This window comes from Streptomyces sp. NPDC088707 (genome assembly GCF_044752725.1).
Taxonomy (GTDB): domain Bacteria; phylum Actinomycetota; class Actinomycetes; order Streptomycetales; family Streptomycetaceae; genus Streptomyces.
This window is the reverse complement of the sequence record NZ_JBIVLV010000001.1, coordinates 1,388,336-1,406,723: the sequence shown is the minus strand read 5'-3', so window position 1 is coordinate 1,406,723 and position 18,388 is coordinate 1,388,336. Positions and strand designations below refer to the sequence as shown.

Genomic DNA, 18,388 nt, shown 5'->3' with positions numbered 1-18,388 from the left:
GCACGGGGACGGCCTCCGACGACGCGTCCCGTCAGCGGCGCTTGCCGCCGCCCTCGCCCAGCAGACCCGCCTTGCGGAGGGCGTCGGCCATCGCGCTGTTCGCGGGCGCGGGAGCGGACGACCGGTCCCGGCCGCCCCGCTCGGACTGCCCGCCGCGGCCGCCCTGGCCGCCCTGCGCGTTCCGGCCGCCGCGGTCACCCTGACCGCCGCGCTCGGCCCGGCGGCCGCCGCCGCCACCGCCGCCGCCCTGCCGCTGCTGCGGCGGCCGGCCGGAGCGCTCGCCCCGCTCACCGCGCTCGCGCTTGGGCGCCCCGTCCGAGGCCTCCGCACCGGACTGGTCGTCGAGCCGCAGCGTGAGCGAGATCCGCTTGCGCGGGATGTCGACGTCGAGCACCTTCACCTTGACCACGTCGCCGGGCTTCACCACGTCGCGCGGGTCCTTGACGAAGGTCTTCGACATCGCGGAGACGTGCACCAGACCGTCCTGGTGCACACCGATGTCCACGAACGCCCCGAAGGCGGCCACATTGGTGACGACGCCCTCCAGGACCATCCCGGACGCCAGGTCGCCGATCTTCTCCACGCCCTCCGCGAACGTCGCGGTCCGGAACGCCGGACGCGGGTCGCGGCCCGGCTTCTCCAGCTCGCGCAGGATGTCCGTCACGGTCGGCAGGCCGAAGGTCTCGTCCACGAAGTCGTCGGCCCGCAGCGAGCGAAGCCTCCCGGTGTCGCCGATGAGCGCAGCGACCTCGCCGCCCGTCGCCTTCACCATCCGGCGTACCACCGGGTAGGCCTCCGGGTGCACCGAGGAGGAGTCGAGCGGGTCGTCGCCGCCCCGGATGCGCAGGAAGCCCGCGCACTGCTCGTACGCCTTCGGGCCCAGCCGGGCCACGTCCTTGAGCGCCCGGCGGGAGCGGAAGGGGCCGTTGGCGTCCCGGTGCGCGACGATGTTCTCCGCGAGGCCCGAGCTGATGCCCGAGACCCGCGAAAGGAGCGGCGCCGAGGCGGTGTTGACGTCGACGCCGACACCGTTCACACAGTCCTCGACGACCGCGTCGAGCGAGCGGGAGAGCTTCACCTCGGCCAGGTCGTGCTGGTACTGGCCGACGCCGATGGACTTCGGGTCGATCTTCACCAGCTCGGCGAGCGGGTCCTGGAGGCGGCGGGCGATGGAGACCGCGCCGCGCAACGACACGTCGAGGTCCGGGAGTTCCTGCGAGGCGAACGCCGAGGCCGAGTAGACCGAGGCGCCCGCCTCCGAGACCATGACCTTCGTCAGATTCAGCTCGGGGTGCTTGGCGAGGAGTTCGGCCGCCAGCTTGTCGGTCTCGCGGGAGGCCGTGCCGTTGCCGATCGCGACCAGCTCGACCGCGTGCTCCTTCGCGAGCCGTGCCAGCCTGTCGAGCGCCTGGTCCCACTTGTTGGCCGGCACGTGCGGGTAGATCGTGTCGGTGGCGACGACCTTGCCGGTCGCGTCGACCACGGCGACCTTCACGCCGGTACGGAAGCCGGGGTCGAGGCCGAGCGTCGCCCGGGTGCCGGCCGGTGCGGCGAGCAGCAGGTCGCGCAGGTTCGCCGCGAAGACCCGGACCGCCTCGTCCTCCGCGGCCGTCCTCAGCCGCAGCCGCAGGTCGATCCCGAGGTGCACCAGGATGCGGGTCCGCCAGGCCCAACGGACCGTGTCCTGGAGCCACTTGTCCCCGGGGCGCCCCCGGTCGGCGACGCCGAAGCGACCCGCGACGATCCCCTCGTACGAGGAGGGGCCGGGGAGCTCGGAGGGCTCCTCCGGCTCCAGGTCGAGGCTGAGCACGTCCTCCTTCTCGCCGCGCAGCATGGCGAGCACCCGGTGCGAGGGCAGGGCCGTGAAGGGCTCGGTGAAGTCGAAGTAGTCGGCGAACTTCGCCCCCGCCTCCTCCTGCCCCTCGCGCACCTTCGCGACCAGCCGGCCGCGGCCCCACATGCGCTCGCGCAGCTCGCCGATGAGGTCGGCGTCCTCGGAGAACGTCTCGGCGAGGATCGCCCGCGCGCCCTCCAGGGCCGCGGCGGCGTCGGCGACGCCCTTGTCCGCGTCCACGAAGGCCGCGGCGGCCGCCGCCGGCTCCACGGACGGGTCGGCCAGCAGTCCCTCCGCCAGCGGCCCCAGACCGGCCTCACGGGCGATCTGGGCCTTCGTCCGGCGCTTCGGCTTGAAGGGCAGGTAGATGTCCTCCAGGCGCGCCTTGGTGTCGGCCGCCCGGATGCGGGCCTCGAGCTCCTCCGTCAGCTTGCCCTGCTCGCGTACCGAGTCGAGGATCGCCGCCCGGCGGTCCTCCAGCTCGCGCAGATAGCGCAGCCGCTCCTCCAGGGTGCGGAGCTGCGCGTCGTCGAGCATCTCCGTCGCTTCCTTGCGGTAGCGGGCGATGAACGGCACGGTGGAACCGCCGTCGAGCAGCTCGACGGCTGCCTTCACCTGTCGCTCGCGTACGCCGAGTTCCTCGGCGATCCTTGCTTCGATGGACGTCGTCACGGTGTCCCGACTCGCCTTCTCGTGCCTCAAGCTTGCGAGTGCATTGTGCCGGGTCGGTCACCCGTACGCGGTAACCGACCCGTCCCGCGCGCGTCCCGGGCGCCTGCGGGCGCCCCGCGGTCACTCCTTGCCGACGAGATCCGCCGGGAAGGCGCCCGCGACGGCGGCCGTGACCAGGAAGCCCCGCCCCAGCTCGGTGAGCCGCTCCACCCCGGCCGCGCCCAGGTGCTCGTACGGCGCGGTGTCGAGCCGGTCGGTGTGCTCCTCCAGCTCGTCGCGGAGGGCCCTGCCCGCCCCGGTCAGCTCGCCCTCGGCGTCGAGCAGCCCGCGTCCGCGCAGCCGCTCCGCCGCGGCCTCCCAGTCGGCGCGCCGCCAGCCACGGGAGCGGAGCACCCAGCGCGGGCTCATGCCCTTGCCGGTGGCGGTGTGGGAGACCAGGGCCTCGACGGGGTCGAGCCCGGCGGAGAGCAGGGCGGCGAGGTGCCCGTCGCCCCGGTGCTCGCGCAGCAGGGTGGCGGCGTACCAGTAGGCGAGGTGGGGCTCCTCGGGCACCGGCAGGTCCGCGTGGGCCGAGTAGAGCGGCCGGGCGTGCCGGGTGCAGGCCTCGGTGGCGCGCAGCGCGAGTTCCGCCGCCTCGGCCATCTCCGCGGAGGCGACCGCCTCCTCGCCGAGCAGCCGGCGCAGGGTGGCGTCGGCGGTGCGCAGGCGCGCGTCCAGGACCTGGGCGGGGGAGGCGGTCTCCCAGACGGCCGGGAGGTGCCGGGCGAGCAGCTCGTGGTGGTAGTTGTAGAAGGTCGCGGCGACCGTGCCGGGGCCCACCGCGCCGAGGGCGGCGCTGCGCGACGCGAGCCGCATCGCGGTCTGGTCGGTGAAGCCGAGGGCGCCGAACTCGCGGTCCATGTCGGGTGAGAAGTAGAGCGTGGAGTGCAGCGGGTTGAGGGCGTTGTGGCAGCGGCGTCCCGCGCGGGGCGGCAGAGCAGTCGTCGTCATGTCCGAAGGTTACCGACTGGTCGGTACGACGGGAACGGTCGGGACCGCCCGAAGGCCCGCCCCCGCGGCCGTTCAAGGGACCGTTTCAGGGTTCCGCTCCCGGGCCGTTCCAGGGACCGTTCCCGGGGTGGCTCCCGGCCGTTCCGGGTGCCGTAGCCGGGCTCGTTCCCCGGCCCGCCATGGCAGAAAAGGTGGGATCGGCGTCATTGCGGCCGTCCCGGGCGCCTCCCAGGATGGGGGCATGACGCAGCGACCCGTTCTCGTCGTCCTCTTCGACGGCGTGCAGAGCCTCGACGTCACCGGCCCCTACGAGGTGTTCGCCGGTGCCGGCCGCGCCTCCGGCGACCCGGACATGTACGCGATCCGCACCGCCTCCCTGGACGGCGGCCCCGTCCGCACCCACAGCGGACTGCGTCTGCTCCCCGACACCACCCTCGCCGAGGCGGTCGCCGACGGCCCGCCGCACACCCTCGTCGTCCCCGGCGGCGAGGGCACCCGGGAACCCGATCCGGCCCTGATCGACTGGCTCCGCACCCACGCACCGGACGCCGGACGGCTGGTCTCCGTCTGCACGGGGGCGCTGCTCCTCGCCGAGGCGGGCCTCCTCGACGGGCACCGGGCGACCACCCACTGGGCGGCCTGCGACCACCTGGCCCGCTGCTACCCCGAGGTCGAGGTGGACCCGGACCCCATCTTCGTCAGGGACGGACGGCTCTCCACCTCCGCCGGGGTCACCGCCGGCATCGACCTGGCCCTCGCCCTCGTCGAGGAGGACCTCGGCCGGGACGTCGCCCTCACGGTGGCCCGGCACCTGGTCGTCTTTCTGCGCCGCCCCGGCAACCAGGCCCAGTTCAGCGTCCAGCTCGCCGCCCAGACCGCCCGCCGGGAGCCGCTGCGCGACCTCCAGCAGTGGATCACCGAGCACCCGGCCGGCGACCTCTCCGTGGAGGCCCTCGCCGGCCGTGCCCGGCTCTCGCCCCGCCACTTCGCCCGCGCCTTCCAGGCCGAGACGGGCACGACCCCCGGCCGCTACGTCGACCGGGTACGGCTCGAACACGCCCGCCGCCTCCTGGAGGAGACCTCCCGCGGCGTCGAGGAGGTCGCGCGCGCCGCGGGCTACGGCACCCCCGAGGCGATGCGCCGCGCCTTCACCAAGGCCCTCGGCACCGGGCCCGCCGACTACCGACGCCGCTTCCACTCACCCGTCAACTGAAAGGCAGCAGCATGCAGATCGCCGTCCTGCTCTACCGGGGCTTCACCACGCTCGACGCCGTCGGCCCGTACGAGCTCCTCGCCCGCGTCCCCGGAGCCGAGACCGTGTTCGTGGCCAAGGAGAGCGGCCCCGTCCGCAACGACCAGGGCAGCCTCGCCCTCGTCGCCGACAAGACCCTCGCCGAGGTGCCGCGCCCCGACATCGTGCTCGTCCCCGGCGGGCCCGACTCGCGCGGTGCCATGGACGACCCGGAGATCCAGGCCTGGCTCCGCACCGCCGACGAGACCAGCACCTGGACGACCTCGGTCTGCACCGGCTCCCTGATCCTGGCCGCCGCCGGCGTCCTCGACGGCCGCCGCGCCACCACCCACTGGCTCGCCTTGGAGGAGCTCAGGGAGCTGGGCGTCGAGCCCACCGGCGAGCGGGTCGTCTTCGACGGCAAGTACGTCACCGCCGCCGGGGTCTCCTCGGGCATCGACATGGCGCTGCACCTGATCGGCCGGATCGCCGGGGACGAGGCCGCCCAGACGATCCAGCTGCTCACCGAGTACGACCCGCAGCCGCCCTACGACGCGGGCTCGCCGGAGAAGGCCCCGGCCGGGATCGTCGCGCGGTGGCGGGGCGTGAAGCCGGAGGAGCTTCCCCAGGGGCGCTGAGCGAAGGCCCGCCCGGGCCTCAGCTCCCGTACGTGAAGCGGGGCGCCCGGCGCTCCAGGAAGGCGGCGACACCCTCCGCGGTGTCGCCGCTGCTGCGTGCCTGCTCCGCCCAGTGGGCGTCCCGGTCCAGGCGCCCGTCGGCGAACTCCTTGGCCGCGGCCTGGGTCAGCAGCGAGCGCGAGGCGAGCACCCGGGCGAACTCGGCGACCCGCTTGTCCAGCTCGCCCACCGGGTGCAGCTCGTCCACGAACCCGGTCCGCAGGGCCCGCTCGGCGTCGATCAACTCACCGGAGAACAGCAGGTACTTGGCGGTCGAGGGACCCACCAGGGCGGCGAGCCGCCGGGTCGACGAGGACGGGTAGACGATGCCGAGCTTCGACGGGGTGACGCCGAAGCGGGCACCCTCCTCGGCGAAGCGCAGGTCGCAGGCGGCGGCGAGCTGGCTGCCGCCGCCGACGCAGAAGCCCCGGACGGCCGCCAGGGTCGGCCGGGGGAACGCGGCGAGCGCCTCCTCGGCCCGTACCGCGAGCGTCTGCTGCTCGTCGCCGGGCTCCCGCAGGGCCGAGATGTCGGCCCCGGCGCAGAAGGTGTCGCCCGCACCGGTCAGGACCAGGACCCGGACGGCGGGGTCGGCGGCGAGCCGCTCCAGTATGCCGGGCAGCGCCCGCCACATGCCGGCGCTCATCGCGTTGCGCTTGGCGGGGTTGGCGATGACGACGGTGGCGACGCCGTCCGTGACGCTGTCCTTCAGCTGCGGCTCCATGGGCCGGATGCTATCCGCCGTACCCGAACATACGATCAGGAAGGGGCCGTCCCGGGGAGGCACCGCAGCGCCGGGGTCTTCTCCTCGCTCGCGCTGCTCCTCGACGGCCTCGGTCGGATCGCCGTCGGTATGGGCGGGCGGCGGGCCGTCGGTAAGGTGGCGCCGACTCCCGTGTCCAGCGTGCCCGCGGAGCAGTCAGAAGCCGCGCCCGATCGGTCGAACAACTGACATCGGCATACTCATCCGATCGGAAAGCGGCCGATAGGTGTCGACTTCTGGTCAGTAGGCCGGTACGCCTGCGCGCATTGCCAAGACTCGATCCGTGGCGAGAATCGAGCACGAGGGTGGGAACCGTACCGTGGAGAACCACGGGGGTGGCCCCGCCCGGCAACCGTCCTACGAAGGAGTCTGGCGCTTCACCGCTGCCGCGGTCGACGTCTCCGTCCCGCAGGCCCGGCACGCCGTACGCGACCTGCTGGTCCGCCAGGGAGTCCCCGTCCATGAGGAGATCATGGACGGCCTGCTGCTGATCGTCTCCGAGCTGGTGACCAACGCCGTGCGGCACGCGGCGCTGCTGTCCCCGGAGATAGCGGTGGAGGTGGCCATCGGCCCCGAGTGGATCAGGGTGTCCGTCGAGGACAACCACCCGTACCGCCCCAAGGCCCTGGAGGCGGACTACGGGCAGACGGGTGGCCGCGGACTGCTCCTGGTCCGCGAGATCGCCCAGGAGTCCGGCGGTGCGTGCGACGTCGAGCACACCGCGAGCGGCGGCAAGATCATCTGGGCGGCGCTGCCCCTGGCCCCGATGGCACCGGGGCCGGGAGCGGCGATCCACCAGCCGGTCGTCACCAGCCCCCGGACGGACCCGTCAATTCCCTGACCGCCGGACGCGCCGCGTCGAGCACCGTCATGAACCAGGCGGAGAACGGCGCGGCGGCATGGCGCTCGGCCAGCTCGGCGGCGGTGACGAAGACGGTGTCCTCGATCTCCTCCGGGTCCGGCCGCGGCGCGGCCTGGACCAGGCCGACGAAGAGGTGGTTGAACTCCTGCTCCACCAGGCCGGAGGCCGGGTCCGGGTGGTTGTAGCGGACGGTGCCGGCCTCGGCGAGCAGCGTGGGCGAGACGCCGAGCTCCTCGAAGGTCCGCCGGGCGGCGGCGGCGAACGGCGCCTCGCCCGGGTACGGGTGGCCGCAGCAGGTGTTCGACCAGACACCGGGGGAGTGGTACTTGCCGAGCGCCCGGCGCTGGAGCAGCATCCGGCCCGACTCGTCGAACAGGAAGACGGAGAAGGCGCGGTGCAGCAGCCCGGGAGCCTGGTGGGCGGCGAGCTTCTCCGCCGTACCGATGGTCGTCCCGTCCTCGTCGACCAGTTCGAGCATGATCGGCGCCGGGGCCTCGGACGGCTGGACACCGTTCGACATGATCTCCGGCATCTCCGGCGAGATCTGAGCCGCGGTGGCTGGTGTGGTCGGCATACCCATCCTTCGCTTCGGTCCTCGCCCCGGTGGGGCCACCTCAGTCTGCCGTACAAAAGCGGCTTGTCCGTACTTCGGCGGCCGGACGCGGCCGCTCCCACCGCACCGGAGTACAACCGGCGCGGCGGGAGCGGAGTGACGACAGGGGGCGACTAGACCCCGAAAGCCGCCGGATACGCGATGGTGCCGGGCGGAACGGGTACGGAGTCGTCCAGGACGAGCGCCATCATGGCCTCGTCCGGAACCTCGAAACCTGGCTTGATTCCATACTCGGACGCCCGTACGAACCCGAACTTCGGGTAGTACTCCGGGTGCCCCAGGACGAGCACGAGCGGCTCACCCCGCAGCCGTGCCGCGTCGAGCACCGCCCGGACGACGGCCTTTCCGGCCCCCGTCCGCTGGTACGCGGGCGCCACCGCGACCGGGGCGAGCGCCGCCGCGGGGGCGCCGTCCACCAGGCAGCGGGTGATCAGGGCGTGCGCCGCGATCGAGCCGTCCGGGGCCTCGGCCACGTACGACAGGCCCGGGAGCCAGGCGTCGGGGTCCCGCCGGAGCGCGTCGACCAGCTCGGCCTCCGCCTCCGAGCCGAAGGCGGCCGCCACGAGCGGCCGCACCACCGAGGCCTCCCCGGCGGTCTCCGGCCGGGTGCGCCAGCGCGGATCCGCGGGACGCAGGACGAATCCCGCGTACCCGTAATCGGAGCCGTGCTCGCGCCGCAGCGCGATCTCGGCGCGGGCCCCCGCCACCGCCTCGGCCATACCGGGCACGGCGGTGTCCGCCGCGTCGGCGTGTGCGGCGAGCGGACCGTAGTACTCGGCCCAGTCGCCCTCGGGCTGGAGGAAGGTCCCGAGGACGTGGTAGCCGGCCGCGACCGCCGCCGCCGAGAGCTCGGCGACGGTGCGGAGCGGGTAGTGCCGCTCCCAGAAGGCGCGGGCCGCCAAGCCGGGCGCCCCGGTGGTCCAGACGCACTCGGTGAGCACCAGGGTGCCGCCGGGAGCCGGCAGCCTGCGCCACTCGGCGAGCGCCCGGTCGAAGCCGAGCACGAAGGCCGAGCTCTCGGCCCAGACCAGGTCGAAGGACCCGTCCGGGAACGGCAGCGCGCCCATGTCGGCGCGGTGGGTGTGGATCGAGCCGTCGAGCCCGCGGTCGGCGGCGGACCGCCGCAGTTCCGCGAGGAACGGTTCGTGGAGATCGACGGCGGTCACCTCGGCGCCCGCCTCGGCCGCCAGGAGCAGCGCGGAACGGCCGGGGCCGCAGCCCAGGTCGAGCACGCGCGGACGCTCGGGCAGCGGGCCGGAGAACGCGAGGAGCCGGCGCGCGTGGTGGCGTCGGAGCCGGGACCCTGCCGCGGAAGACCGTGGTGCAGGGCGAAGAAGGAGTCGTGCGAAGCGTTGTCGGACAACGTGGGAAACCCTTGGTGAGAGGGCCCCGGCCGACGACGTGACGGACCGGTGGGAACCGGGATCAGGTCAGCCGGAGACCCGGAGGCTGAGGAAGGACCGGGTGCTGCCGCTCGGGGCAGCCTCCCTCGCGACGGTCATCAACCTCAGCTCCTCTCTCCACACGTTGGTACGAAAAGGCTAGCAGGCGGCCCTGTTCTCACAGGCAGAGTCTCGCCTCGTGCTCCGCGTGCCCCACCGGCTCCAGCTGGAAGGTGCAGTGCTCCACGTCGAAGTGCGAGCCCAGGCACCCCTGGAGGGAGTGCAGCATCTTCTCGTGCCCGACCGAGTCGAGCGCGTCCTGGTCCACGACCACGTGCGCCGAGAGCACCGGCATCCCCGAGGTGATCGTCCAGGCGTGCAGGTCGTGGACGTCCTCGACGCCCGGCAGGGCCAGGATGTGGGCCCGTACCTCCATCATGTCGACGCCCTTGGGGGCGGCCTCCAGGAGGACGTCGAGCGTCTCGCGCAGCAGCTTGACCGTACGGGGGACGATCATCAGGCCGATCAGGATCGAGGCGATCGGGTCGGCGTACTGCCAGCCCGTGACCAGGATGATGCCGGCCGCGACGATCACGGTGACCGAGCCCAGCGCGTCCGCGAGCACCTCCAGGTACGCCCCCCGGACGTTGAGGCTGTCCTTCTGGCCCCGCATGAGCAGCGACAGCGAGATCACGTTGGCGACCAGACCGACCGCCGCGACCGCGATCGCCAGACCGCCCTTGGTCTCGGCCGGCTCGAGGAACCGCTGGATCGCCTCGTACAGCACATAGCCGCCGACCCCGAGGAGCAGCAGACAGTTGGCGAGCGCCGCGAGGATCTCGGCCCGCGCGAAGCCGAAGGTGCGGTTCCCCGAGGGGGGCCGGTTGGCGAAGTGGATCGCCAGCAGCGCCATCGCGAGGCCGACCGCGTCGGTCGCCATGTGCGCCGCGTCGGCGATCAGCGCGAGCGAGTCGGAGAGTACGCCGCCGATGATTTCGATCACCATCACGGAGAGCGTGATGCCGAGCGCGATGCGCAACCGGTTCTTGTACGCGGCCCCGGCCGTACCGGTCGGCGCAGGGCCGCCGTGACTGTGCCCGTGGTCGTGTCCAGCCCCCATGACATGGCCTCCAGATCGTGTGTTCGCAGGTGCCCCGAATCGCAAGTCAACTACGGGTGGGGGGTATCTGCAACACGGTACTGAACACCGTTGTCATATGCTCTGACCTGCGGAGATGCAGTCCGGACCGCCAGTGGCGGGAAGGTGCCGCCGGGACCCGCGCCGGGGCGCCGGTCAGGGTCACCGCCGGAGGCCGCGGCCGTCGTCTCGTGAGGCGGGCGGCCGATTGCGCCCATGATGATCTCCACGGGGCCGCGCGCACCCGTGCGGACAACGGGTGGGCCCGGGGGAGTCCGGCCCGCGAAGCCTCGGTGAACTCATGCTCTGTTTCATCCGATAGCCTCAGCCGACGTGTCGCCGCCCCGTGCCGGGCCGCACCGCCGCGCCCGGGGCCGCCATGGGTCCCGCCGGCCCCTCCGTCAGCTCCAAGGAGTGAGTTCGTCTGTCGACCGCCATCCTCACCGGCCCGCCGGCACCCGGATCCTCGCTCGACGGAGATCTGCGGTCGCTCGGCTTCGACGTCCGGACCGCAGCAGGACCGGACGAGGCCGGGGCCGTGCTCGCCGCGGTCCCCGCGGGCGAGCGCGTCGCGCTCGTCGACCCCCGGTTCGTCGGCCATGTGCACGCACTGCGCCTCGCCCTCACCGACCCCCGGTTCCCCGCGGCCGCCGCACCCGGCGCGCTCACCGTGCAGAACGGGGCCCGCCCCGCGCTCGCCCGCGCGCTGAGCACCGCCGCGGCCCCCGGCACCGACGTCGGCGACCTCACGGGGACGCTCGCCGACGCCCTCGACGCCGACGGCGTCGCCGTGCACCGGCCCCAGCTAGGCACCCTCGTCGCCACCGTGCCCACCGACGCCGAGGCCCGCCACGAGGCCCGCGCCGCCGTGGACGCCGTCGACGACGAGGCCGTACGCCTGCGCTCCGCCGTGAAGGCCCAGGACGGCTTCTTCACCACCTTCTTCATCAGCCCGTACTCGCGGTACATCGCCCGCTGGTGCGCGCGCCGCGGTCTGACCCCCAACCAGGTCACCACCGCCTCGCTGCTCACCGCGCTGATCGCGGCCGGCTGCGCGGCGACCGGCGAGCGCGGCGGCTACATCGCCGCCGGCGTCCTGCTCCTCGTCTCCTTCGTCCTCGACTGCACCGACGGGCAGCTCGCCCGGTACGCGCTGAAGTACTCGACGATGGGTGCCTGGCTCGACGCCACCTTCGACCGCGCCAAGGAGTACGCCTTCTACGCCGGCCTCGCCCTCGGCGCGGCCCGCAACGGCGACGACGTCTGGGCGCTCGCGCTCGGCGCGATGATCCTCATGACCTGCCGGCACGTCGTGGACTTCTCGTTCAACGAGGCCAACGCCGAGAGCACGGGCGCCACGGCCAAGACGAGCCTCGCCGTCTCCAGCCGCCTCGACAGCCTCGGCTGGACCGTCTGGGCCCGCCGGATGATCATCCTGCCGATCGGTGAACGCTGGGCCATGATCGCGGTCCTCACCGCCGTCACCACCCCGCGCATCGTCTTCTGGGCCCTGATCATCGGCTGCGCCTTCGGGGCCTGCTACACCACGGCGGGGCGCGTCCTGCGCTCCCTGACCCGCAAGGCGAAGCGCACCGACCGGGCCGCGCGGGCCCTGGCGGACCTCGCGGACTCCGGGCCGCTCGCCGCGCTGGTGAACCGGGTCCTCGGCCGCACCGGCATCCTGATGCTGCCGCCGCTGGTCCTCGCGGTGATCGCCACGGGCGCGATGCTGTCCGCGGCCCTGAGCCGCCCCTTCGGCTCCGAGCAGACCGTCGTCGCCGCCGTCTTCTACGTGGTGTTCGCCGGCGCCGCCGTCGCCCGCCCCCTCAAGGGCGCCCTCGACTGGCTGCTCCCGCCGCTCTTCCGGGCCGCCGAGTACGGCACGATCCTGATCCTCGCGGCCCGCTCCGAGGTGAACGGGGCCTTGCCCGCGGCCTACGGGCTGGTGGCCGCCGTCGCCTACCATCACTACGACACGGTGTACCGCATCCGCGGCGGCACCGGCGCGCCGCCCACGTGGCTGGTGCGCACGATCGGCGGTCACGAGGGCCGCACGTTGCTGGTGACCGTCCTCGCCGCCCTGCTGGCGAGCCGTGGCAACGACTTCACCCTGGCGCTCACCGCCCTGGCGGTCACCATCGCGCTTGTGGTGCTCGCGGAGTCCATCCGTTTCTGGGTGTCCTCCGGAGCACCCGCCGTACATGACGAAGGAGAAACAGCATGATCGGTCTCGTACTGGCAGCCGGTGCCGGACGGCGTCTGCGCCCCTACACCGACACGCTTCCGAAGGCCCTCGTGCCTGTCGACGGCGAGACCACGATTCTCGACGGGACGCTGAAGAACTTCGCCGAGATCGGCCTCACCGAGGTCGCGATCGTCGTCGGCTACCGCAAGGAGGCCGTCTACGACCGCAAGGAGGCCCTTGAGGCGAAGTACGGCCTCAAGCTCACCCTCGTCGACAACGACAAGGCCGAGGAGTGGAACAACGCCTACTCCCTGTGGTGCGCCCGTGAGGTCCTCAAGCGCGGTGTGATCCTCGCCAACGGCGACACCGTCCACCCGGTCTCCGTCGAGAAGACCCTGCTCGCCGCCCGCGGCGACGGCAAGAAGATCATCCTCGCCCTCGACACGGTGAAGAACCTCGCCGACGAGGAGATGAAGGTCATCACCGCCGAGGGCAAGGGCGTCCAGCGCATCACCAAGCTGATGGACCCGGCCACCGCCACCGGCGAGTACATCGGTGTCACCCTCATCGAGGCCGAGGCCGCCGAGGAGCTCGCCGACGCCCTCAAGGCCACCTTCGAGCGCGACCCCGACCTGTACTACGAGGACGGCTACCAGGAGCTGGTCAACCGCGGCTTCACCGTCGACGTCGAGCCCATCGGTGACGTCAAGTGGGTCGAGATCGACAACCACGACGACCTCGCGAAGGGCCGTGAGATCGCGTGCCAGTACTGACCCGACTGATCCCCTCACCGGTCGTCGTCGACATCCGCAGGGGAGCGCTGGACGACCTGTCCGCGCTCCTCGCGGACCAGCGGATCTCCAGCAACGGCAAGATCGCCGTCGCGATCAGCAGCGGCTCGGGCCTGAAGCTGCGTGACCACTTCGCGCCCGAGCTGCCCGGCGCCGACTGGTACCCGGTCTCCGGCGGCACCATCGACGAGGCCGTGAAGCTCGCCGACGCCATGCGCGGCAAGCGGTACGACGCCGTGGTCGCCCTCGGCGGCGGCAAGATCATCGACGTGACGAAGTACGCGGCGGCCCGGGTCGGGCTGCCGCTGGTGGCGATCGCCACCAACCTCTCGCACGACGGGATCTGCTCCCCGATCTCGACCCTGGACAACGACAACGGCCGGGGTTCCTACGGTGTGCCCACCCCGATCGCCCTGCTCATCGACCTGGACGTGATCAGGGACGCGCCGGTCCGCTTCGTGCGCTCCGGCATCGGTGACGCGATCTCCAACCTCTCCGCCATCGCCGACTGGGAGCTCTCCCACGAGGTGACCGGCGAGCCCGTCGACGGCCTCGCGGCCGCGATGGCCCGCAGCGCCGGAGAGGCCGTGCTCCGCCACCCCGGCGGCGTCGGCGACGACGACTTCCTCGTCACCCTCTCCGAGGGCCTCGTGATGTCCGGCATCGCCATGTCGATCAGCGGGGACAGCCGCCCCTCCTCGGGCGCCTGCCACGAGATCAGCCACGCCTTCGACCTGCTCTTCCCGACCCGCGCCGCCAGCCACGGCGAGCAGTGCGGTCTCGGCGCGGCCTTCGCGATGCACCTGCGCGGAGCCCACGACGGATCCGGTCAGATGGTCGAGACGCTGCGCCGGCACGGGCTTCCCGTCACGCCGGAGGAGATGGGCTTCAGCGTGGACGAGTTCGTCCAGGCGGTGTCCTTCGCCCCGCAGACCCGGCCGGGCCGCTTCACCATCCTCGAACACCTCGACCTGTCCGACGACCAGATCAGGGACGCGTACGCCGACTATGCCAAAGCCATCGGTAGCTGAGCTCCGCCCGGTCGTCCACCCCCCGGGTGTGAAGGACCGGCGCAGCGGGGAGCACTGGGGCGGCCGCCTGTACATGCGGGAGATCTCGCTCAGGATCACCCGGCGGCTCGTCGGCACCAGGATCACGCCGAACCAGCTCACGTACGTGATGACCCTCGCGGGCGTCCTCGCGGCACCGGCGCTGCTGGTGCCCGGGATCCCCGGGGCGCTGCTCGGCGCGCTCATGGTCCAGCTCTACCTGCTGCTCGACTGCGTCGACGGTGAGGTGGCCCGCTGGAAGAAGCAGTTCTCGCTGTCGGGCGTGTACCTGGACCGGGTCGGCGCCTACCTGTGCGACGCGGCGGTGCTCGTCGGCTTCGGCCTGCGCGCCGCCGACCTGTGGGGCTCGGGCCGGATCGACTGGCTGTGGGCCTTCCTCGGCACCCTGGCCGCCCTCGGCGCCATCCTGATCAAGGCGGAGACCGACCTCGTCGGGGTCGCCCGGCACCAGGGCGGTCTGCCGCCGGTCAAGGAGGCGGCCTCCGAGCCGCGCTCCTCCGGCATGGCGCTGGCCCGCCGGGCGGCCGGCGCGCTGAAGTTCCACCGGCTCGTCCTCGGGATCGAGGCCTCGCTGCTGATCGTGGTCCTGGCCATCGCGGACCAGGTCAGGGGAGACCTCTTCTTCACCCGTCTCGGGGTCGCCGTCCTCGCCGGCATCGCACTGCTCCAGACCGTGCTGCACCTCGTGTCGATCATGGTTTCGAGCAGGCTGAAGTGAGGCCGGCCGTGAGCACGCCGCTCAGGGTGGGAGCCGTCGTCATCACGATGGGCAACCGCCCCGACGACCTGCGCGCGCTGATCGACTCGGTCGCCGCGCAGGAGGGCGACCGGATCGAGGTCGTCGTCGTCGGGCAGGGCACCCCGGTCTCCGGGGTGCCCGACTGGGTGCGGACCGTCGACCTGCCGGACAACGTCGGCATCCCCGCCGGCCGGAACGTCGGCATCGAGGCGTTCGGGCCCGGCGGCACCGACGTCGACGTCCTGCTCTTCCTGGACGACGACGGGCGGCTCGCGCACACGGACACCGCCGAACTGATCCGGCAGGCCTTCACCGCCGATCCGCGCCTCGGCATCATCACCTTCCGGATCGCCGACCCGGAGACCGGGGCCACCCAGCGCCGGCACGTGCCGAGGCTCCGCGCCTCCGACCCGATGCGCTCCTCACGGGTGACCACCTTCCTCGGCGGCGCCAACGCCGTCCGCACCAAGGTCTTCGCCGAAGTCGGCGATCTGCCGGGCGAGTTCTTCTACGCGCACGAGGAGACCGACCTCGCCTGGCGCGCGCTCGACGCCGACTGGATGATCGACTACCGTGCGGACATGGTGCTGTTGCACCCCACCACAGCCCCCTCCCGGCACGCCTCGTACCACTTCAACGTGGCCCGCAACCGAGTCTGGCTGGCACGCCGCAATCTGCCCGCGCCCCTGGTGCCGGCGTATCTCGGCGTCTGGCTCCTGCTCACCCTGGCCCGTCGGCCCCCGCTCTCCGCACTGAAGGCGTGGTTCGGCGGATTCCGCGCAGGCTGGCAGACCCACTGCGGACCGCGCCGCCCCATGAGGTGGCGTACGGTGTGGCGGCTGACCCGGCTGGGTCGCCCCCCGGTCGTCTGACATCGTGGTACCGACGTGCCGCGCATCTTGAACACGAAAGTTTCGACTTGTGAGTGACACACAGCAGGGCGGGGCGGTCGCGACGAGCGCGCCCCCGTCCGTCGACGAGGGCCTCACGCCGGCCGCGCTGGCCGCGAAGTACGGTCTCTCGGTCAGCGGCGCCAGGCCCGGACTGTTCGAGTACGTCCGTGAGCTGTGGAGCCGCCGCCACTTCATCATGGCGTTCTCCTCGGCGAAGCTGACCGCCCAGTACAGCCAGGCCAAGCTCGGCCAGGTGTGGCAGGTGGCGACCCCGCTGCTGAACGCCCTGGTCTACTACCTGATCTTCGGGCTCATCCTGGGCGCGAGCCAGGGGATGTCCAAGGACGTGTACATCCCGTTCCTGGTCACCGGCATCTTCGTGTTCACCTTCACCCAGAGCTCGGTCATGGCCGGCGTCCGGGCGATCTCCGGGAACCTGGGCCTGGTGAGGGCCCTGCACTTCCCGCGGGCCTCCCTGCCGATCTCCTTCTCGCTCCAGCAGCTCCAGCAGCTGCTGTACTCGATGATCGTGCTCGTGGCGATCGTGGTCTCGTTCGGCAGCTACCCCTCCCTCCGGTGGCTGCTGGTGATCCCGGGACTGTTCCTCCAGTTCGTGTTCAACGTCGGGCTGGCCCTGATCATGGCCAGGATGGGCTCGAAGACCCCCGACCTGGCGCAGCTGATGCCGTTCGTGATGCGCACCTGGATGTACGCGTCCGGCGTGATGTTCTCGCTCCGCACGATGCTGGCCGACAAGCCGGCGTGGATCGGCGACATCCTCATGTACAACCCGGCGGCCGTCTACATGGACCTCATCCGGTTCGCGCTGATCGACGGCTACGGCTCCGAGAACCTGCCGGCGCACGTCTGGATGACCGCGCTCGCCTGGGCCCTGGTCTTCGGCATCGGCGGCTTCGTCTACTTCTGGAAGGCCGAGGAGAGGTACGGCCGTGGCTGACACCGACTCGAACACCAAGCGGTCCGACGTTCCCACCGTCATCTGCGACGACGTCCACATCGTCTACCGGGTCAACACCGGTGGCGGCGGCAAGGGCAGCGCCACGGCGGCGCTCAGCCGGATCGTCGGCCGCGGCAAGGCCGAGGTCAACCGGGGCGTCCGCAAGGTCCACGCGGTCCGCGGCGTCACCTTCACCGCCTACCGCGGTGAGGCCATCGGCCTGATCGGCTCCAACGGCTCCGGCAAGTCCACGCTCCTGCGTGCCGTCGCCGGGCTGCTCCCCACCGAGAGCGGCAAGGTCTACACGGACGGTCAGCCCTCGCTCCTCGGTGTCAACGCGGCTCTCATGAACGACCTCACCGGTGAGCGCAACGTGATCCTGGGCGGCCTCGCCATGGGCATGAGCCGCGAGGAGGTGCGCGAGCGCTACGAGAGCATCGTCGACTTCTCCGGGATCAACGAGAAGGGCGACTTCATCAGCCTGCCCATGCGCACGTACTCCTCCGGTATGGGCGCCCGGCTCCGCTTCGCCATCGCGGCCGCCAAGAACCACGACGTCCTCCTCATCGACGAGGCGCTGGCGACCGGTGACCGCTCGTTCCAGATCCGCTCCGAGGAGCGCATCCGCGAGCTCCGCAAGGAGGCCGGCACGGTCTTCCTGGTGAGCCACAGCAACAAGTCCATCCGGGACACCTGCGACCGGGTGCTCTGGCTGGAGAAGGGGCAGCTCCTGATGGACGGCCCCACGGAGGAGGTCCTCAGGGCGTACGAGCGGGAGACCGCCCGCTGATCCCGAGCCCCGCAGCGTTCCGCCGCCCCCGCCTTCACGGCGGGGGCGGCGCCGTTTCCGGTGGGGCTGGTTCCGTTTTCCGCGCGTCGTGCCGCCACCTGGAATGTTCATGCTGGCAACATCGGGCAGGATGAGCCCATGGCAGCGATCTCGGGGGGAAAGACCTACCACCACGGCGATCTGCGCAACGCGCTGATCTGCGCCGCCGTCGACCTCGCCACCGAGGGCGGCCCCGAACGGGTCGTCCTGCGCGAGGCGGCCCGCCGGGTGGGCGTCTCGCCCACCGCCGCCTACCGCCACTTCGACGGACGCGGTGAACTCCTCCGCACCGTCAGGACCCATGCCCAGTGCGTGCTCGCCGACGCCATGGAGCGGGCCGCGGGCCGCGAGCCCGGGGCCGACGACCCCGCCCTCGCGGCGGAGCGCCGGCTCGCCGCGCTCTGCCGGGGGTACGTCGGCTTCGCCGTCGACCAGCCCGGCCTCTACCGGGCCGCGTTCTGCGTGCCCCGCCCGGACGGAACGGCCGGGCCGATGCCGGAGCGTCAGGTGCCCGAACCCGAGATCCGCGCCTTCACCCTGCTCCGGGACGCCCTCGAAGGCCTCGCCCACGCCGGTGCCCCCCGCCCGGCCGTCCGCCACGCCGCCGGCGTCGCAGCGTGGTCGGCCGTGCACGGACTGTCACTTCTCCTGCTCGAAGGGCCTCTTCGGCGGCTTCCCGTGCAGCGCAGGAACGCCGTCGTCGAGACCACCCTCGCCATGGTCTTCTCCGGCACCCGCGCCCTCTGACCTCCACCGGAACT

The 18,388-nt window shown here is 72.4% G+C and carries 16 protein-coding genes and 1 pseudogene; 11 read left to right on the top strand and 6 right to left on the bottom strand.

Annotation, left to right across the window (positions count from 1 at the left end):
- Window positions 1-31: 31 nt before the first annotated feature.
- Window positions 32-2,506, bottom strand: coding sequence for a Tex family protein (locus tag ACIP84_RS06255; RefSeq protein WP_401795093.1), 2,475 nt, complete (start codon window positions 2,504-2,506; stop codon window positions 32-34).
- Between the two features lie 120 nt (window positions 2,507-2,626).
- Window positions 2,627-3,496, bottom strand: a complete 870-nt coding sequence (locus ACIP84_RS06250) for a hypothetical protein (protein WP_401795090.1) — start codon at window positions 3,494-3,496, stop codon at window positions 2,627-2,629.
- Between the two features lie 241 nt (window positions 3,497-3,737).
- On the opposite strand from ACIP84_RS06250, the gene ACIP84_RS06245 reads away from it, so the two are divergent.
- Together ACIP84_RS06245 and ACIP84_RS06240 are read left to right on the top strand one after the other, a co-directional pair.
- Complete coding sequence (locus ACIP84_RS06245; protein WP_355958997.1) at window positions 3,738-4,709, top strand: GlxA family transcriptional regulator; 972 nt, start codon at window positions 3,738-3,740, stop codon at window positions 4,707-4,709.
- An 11-nt stretch (window positions 4,710-4,720) separates the two neighbouring features.
- Window positions 4,721-5,365, top strand: a complete 645-nt coding sequence (locus ACIP84_RS06240) for a DJ-1/PfpI family protein (RefSeq protein WP_401795087.1) — start codon at window positions 4,721-4,723, stop codon at window positions 5,363-5,365.
- Between the two features lie 19 nt (window positions 5,366-5,384).
- Here ACIP84_RS06240 and ACIP84_RS06235 read toward each other — a convergent pair whose 3' ends face one another.
- Entirely contained in the window at window positions 5,385-6,128 is a 744-nt protein-coding gene (locus ACIP84_RS06235) for an enoyl-CoA hydratase/isomerase family protein (RefSeq protein ID WP_401795084.1), read from the bottom strand.
- Between the two features lie 322 nt (window positions 6,129-6,450).
- Between ACIP84_RS06235 and ACIP84_RS06230 the strand changes: the two genes are divergently transcribed.
- Window positions 6,451-7,008 (top strand): ATP-binding protein, encoded by a 558-nt coding sequence (locus ACIP84_RS06230; RefSeq protein ID WP_374194199.1) that lies wholly within the window; start codon window positions 6,451-6,453, stop codon window positions 7,006-7,008.
- On the opposite strand, the gene idi is transcribed toward ACIP84_RS06230, so the two are convergent.
- The 3 genes and pseudogenes from idi to ACIP84_RS06215 all read right to left on the bottom strand — a co-directional run bounded on the left by idi (window position 6,974) and on the right by ACIP84_RS06215 (window position 10,144).
- A complete protein-coding gene (idi, locus tag ACIP84_RS06225; RefSeq protein WP_355959002.1) occupies window positions 6,974-7,603 on the bottom strand; it encodes an isopentenyl-diphosphate Delta-isomerase in 630 nt (209 codons plus the stop codon). The genes ACIP84_RS06230 and idi overlap by 35 nt on opposite strands.
- A gap of 152 nt (window positions 7,604-7,755) precedes the next feature.
- Window positions 7,756-9,005, bottom strand: a pseudogene (locus ACIP84_RS06220) (GNAT family N-acetyltransferase).
- Window positions 9,006-9,202: 197 nt separating this feature from the next.
- Window positions 9,203-10,144 (bottom strand): cation diffusion facilitator family transporter, encoded by a 942-nt coding sequence (locus ACIP84_RS06215; protein WP_355959005.1) that lies wholly within the window; start codon window positions 10,142-10,144, stop codon window positions 9,203-9,205.
- A 442-nt stretch (window positions 10,145-10,586) separates the two neighbouring features.
- Between ACIP84_RS06215 and ACIP84_RS06210 the strand changes: the two genes are divergently transcribed.
- From ACIP84_RS06210 to ACIP84_RS06175, 8 genes are all read left to right on the top strand, one after another.
- The gene (locus tag ACIP84_RS06210; RefSeq protein WP_401795707.1) at window positions 10,587-12,386 is read left to right on the top strand and encodes a DUF5941 domain-containing protein; all 1,800 of its coding nucleotides are present in this window, start codon (window positions 10,587-10,589) and stop codon (window positions 12,384-12,386) included.
- Window positions 12,383-13,120, top strand: a complete 738-nt coding sequence (locus ACIP84_RS06205; protein ID WP_355959006.1) for a phosphocholine cytidylyltransferase family protein — start codon at window positions 12,383-12,385, stop codon at window positions 13,118-13,120. The genes ACIP84_RS06210 and ACIP84_RS06205 overlap by 4 nt, the downstream gene beginning before the upstream one ends.
- The gene (locus ACIP84_RS06200; RefSeq protein ID WP_355959007.1) at window positions 13,108-14,169 is read left to right on the top strand and encodes an iron-containing alcohol dehydrogenase family protein; all 1,062 of its coding nucleotides are present in this window, start codon (window positions 13,108-13,110) and stop codon (window positions 14,167-14,169) included. The genes ACIP84_RS06205 and ACIP84_RS06200 overlap by 13 nt, the downstream gene beginning before the upstream one ends.
- A complete protein-coding gene (locus tag ACIP84_RS06195; RefSeq protein WP_189832636.1) occupies window positions 14,147-14,926 on the top strand; it encodes a CDP-alcohol phosphatidyltransferase family protein in 780 nt (259 codons plus the stop codon). The genes ACIP84_RS06200 and ACIP84_RS06195 overlap by 23 nt, the downstream gene beginning before the upstream one ends.
- 47 nt (window positions 14,927-14,973) lie before the next feature.
- Entirely contained in the window at window positions 14,974-15,819 is an 846-nt protein-coding gene (locus ACIP84_RS06190; protein WP_401795704.1) for a glycosyltransferase family 2 protein, read from the top strand.
- 49 nt (window positions 15,820-15,868) lie between these two features.
- Entirely contained in the window at window positions 15,869-16,798 is a 930-nt protein-coding gene (locus ACIP84_RS06185) for an ABC transporter permease (RefSeq protein WP_355959009.1), read from the top strand.
- On the top strand, window positions 16,791-17,588 hold the full coding sequence (locus ACIP84_RS06180) for an ABC transporter ATP-binding protein (protein ID WP_355959011.1): 798 nt from the start codon (window positions 16,791-16,793) through the stop codon (window positions 17,586-17,588). The genes ACIP84_RS06185 and ACIP84_RS06180 overlap by 8 nt, the downstream gene beginning before the upstream one ends.
- A 138-nt stretch (window positions 17,589-17,726) precedes the next feature.
- A complete protein-coding gene (locus ACIP84_RS06175) occupies window positions 17,727-18,374 on the top strand; it encodes a TetR/AcrR family transcriptional regulator (RefSeq protein ID WP_401795077.1) in 648 nt (215 codons plus the stop codon).
- Window positions 18,375-18,388 lie beyond the last annotated feature (14 nt).

What these genes read in the sequence shown, in the direction of transcription:
- ACIP84_RS06235 (WP_401795084.1), bottom strand. Translation starts at nt 6,128, where the DNA reads ATGGAGCCGCAGCTGAAGGACAGCGTCACGGACGGCGTCGCCACCGTC.
- ACIP84_RS06250 (WP_401795090.1), bottom strand. Translation starts at nt 3,496, where the DNA reads ATGACGACGACTGCTCTGCCGCCCCGCGCGGGACGCCGCTGCCACAAC.
- idi (WP_355959002.1), bottom strand. Translation starts at nt 7,603, where the DNA reads ATGCCGACCACACCAGCCACCGCGGCTCAGATCTCGCCGGAGATGCCG.
- ACIP84_RS06240 (WP_401795087.1), top strand. Translation starts at nt 4,721, where the DNA reads ATGCAGATCGCCGTCCTGCTCTACCGGGGCTTCACCACGCTCGACGCC.
- ACIP84_RS06175 (WP_401795077.1), top strand. Translation starts at nt 17,727, where the DNA reads ATGGCAGCGATCTCGGGGGGAAAGACCTACCACCACGGCGATCTGCGC.
- ACIP84_RS06215 (WP_355959005.1), bottom strand. Translation starts at nt 10,144, where the DNA reads ATGGGGGCTGGACACGACCACGGGCACAGTCACGGCGGCCCTGCGCCG.
- ACIP84_RS06195 (WP_189832636.1), top strand. Translation starts at nt 14,147, where the DNA reads ATGCCAAAGCCATCGGTAGCTGAGCTCCGCCCGGTCGTCCACCCCCCG.
- ACIP84_RS06205 (WP_355959006.1), top strand. Translation starts at nt 12,383, where the DNA reads ATGATCGGTCTCGTACTGGCAGCCGGTGCCGGACGGCGTCTGCGCCCC.
- ACIP84_RS06245 (WP_355958997.1), top strand. Translation starts at nt 3,738, where the DNA reads ATGACGCAGCGACCCGTTCTCGTCGTCCTCTTCGACGGCGTGCAGAGC.
- ACIP84_RS06190 (WP_401795704.1), top strand. Translation starts at nt 14,974, where the DNA reads ATGGGCAACCGCCCCGACGACCTGCGCGCGCTGATCGACTCGGTCGCC.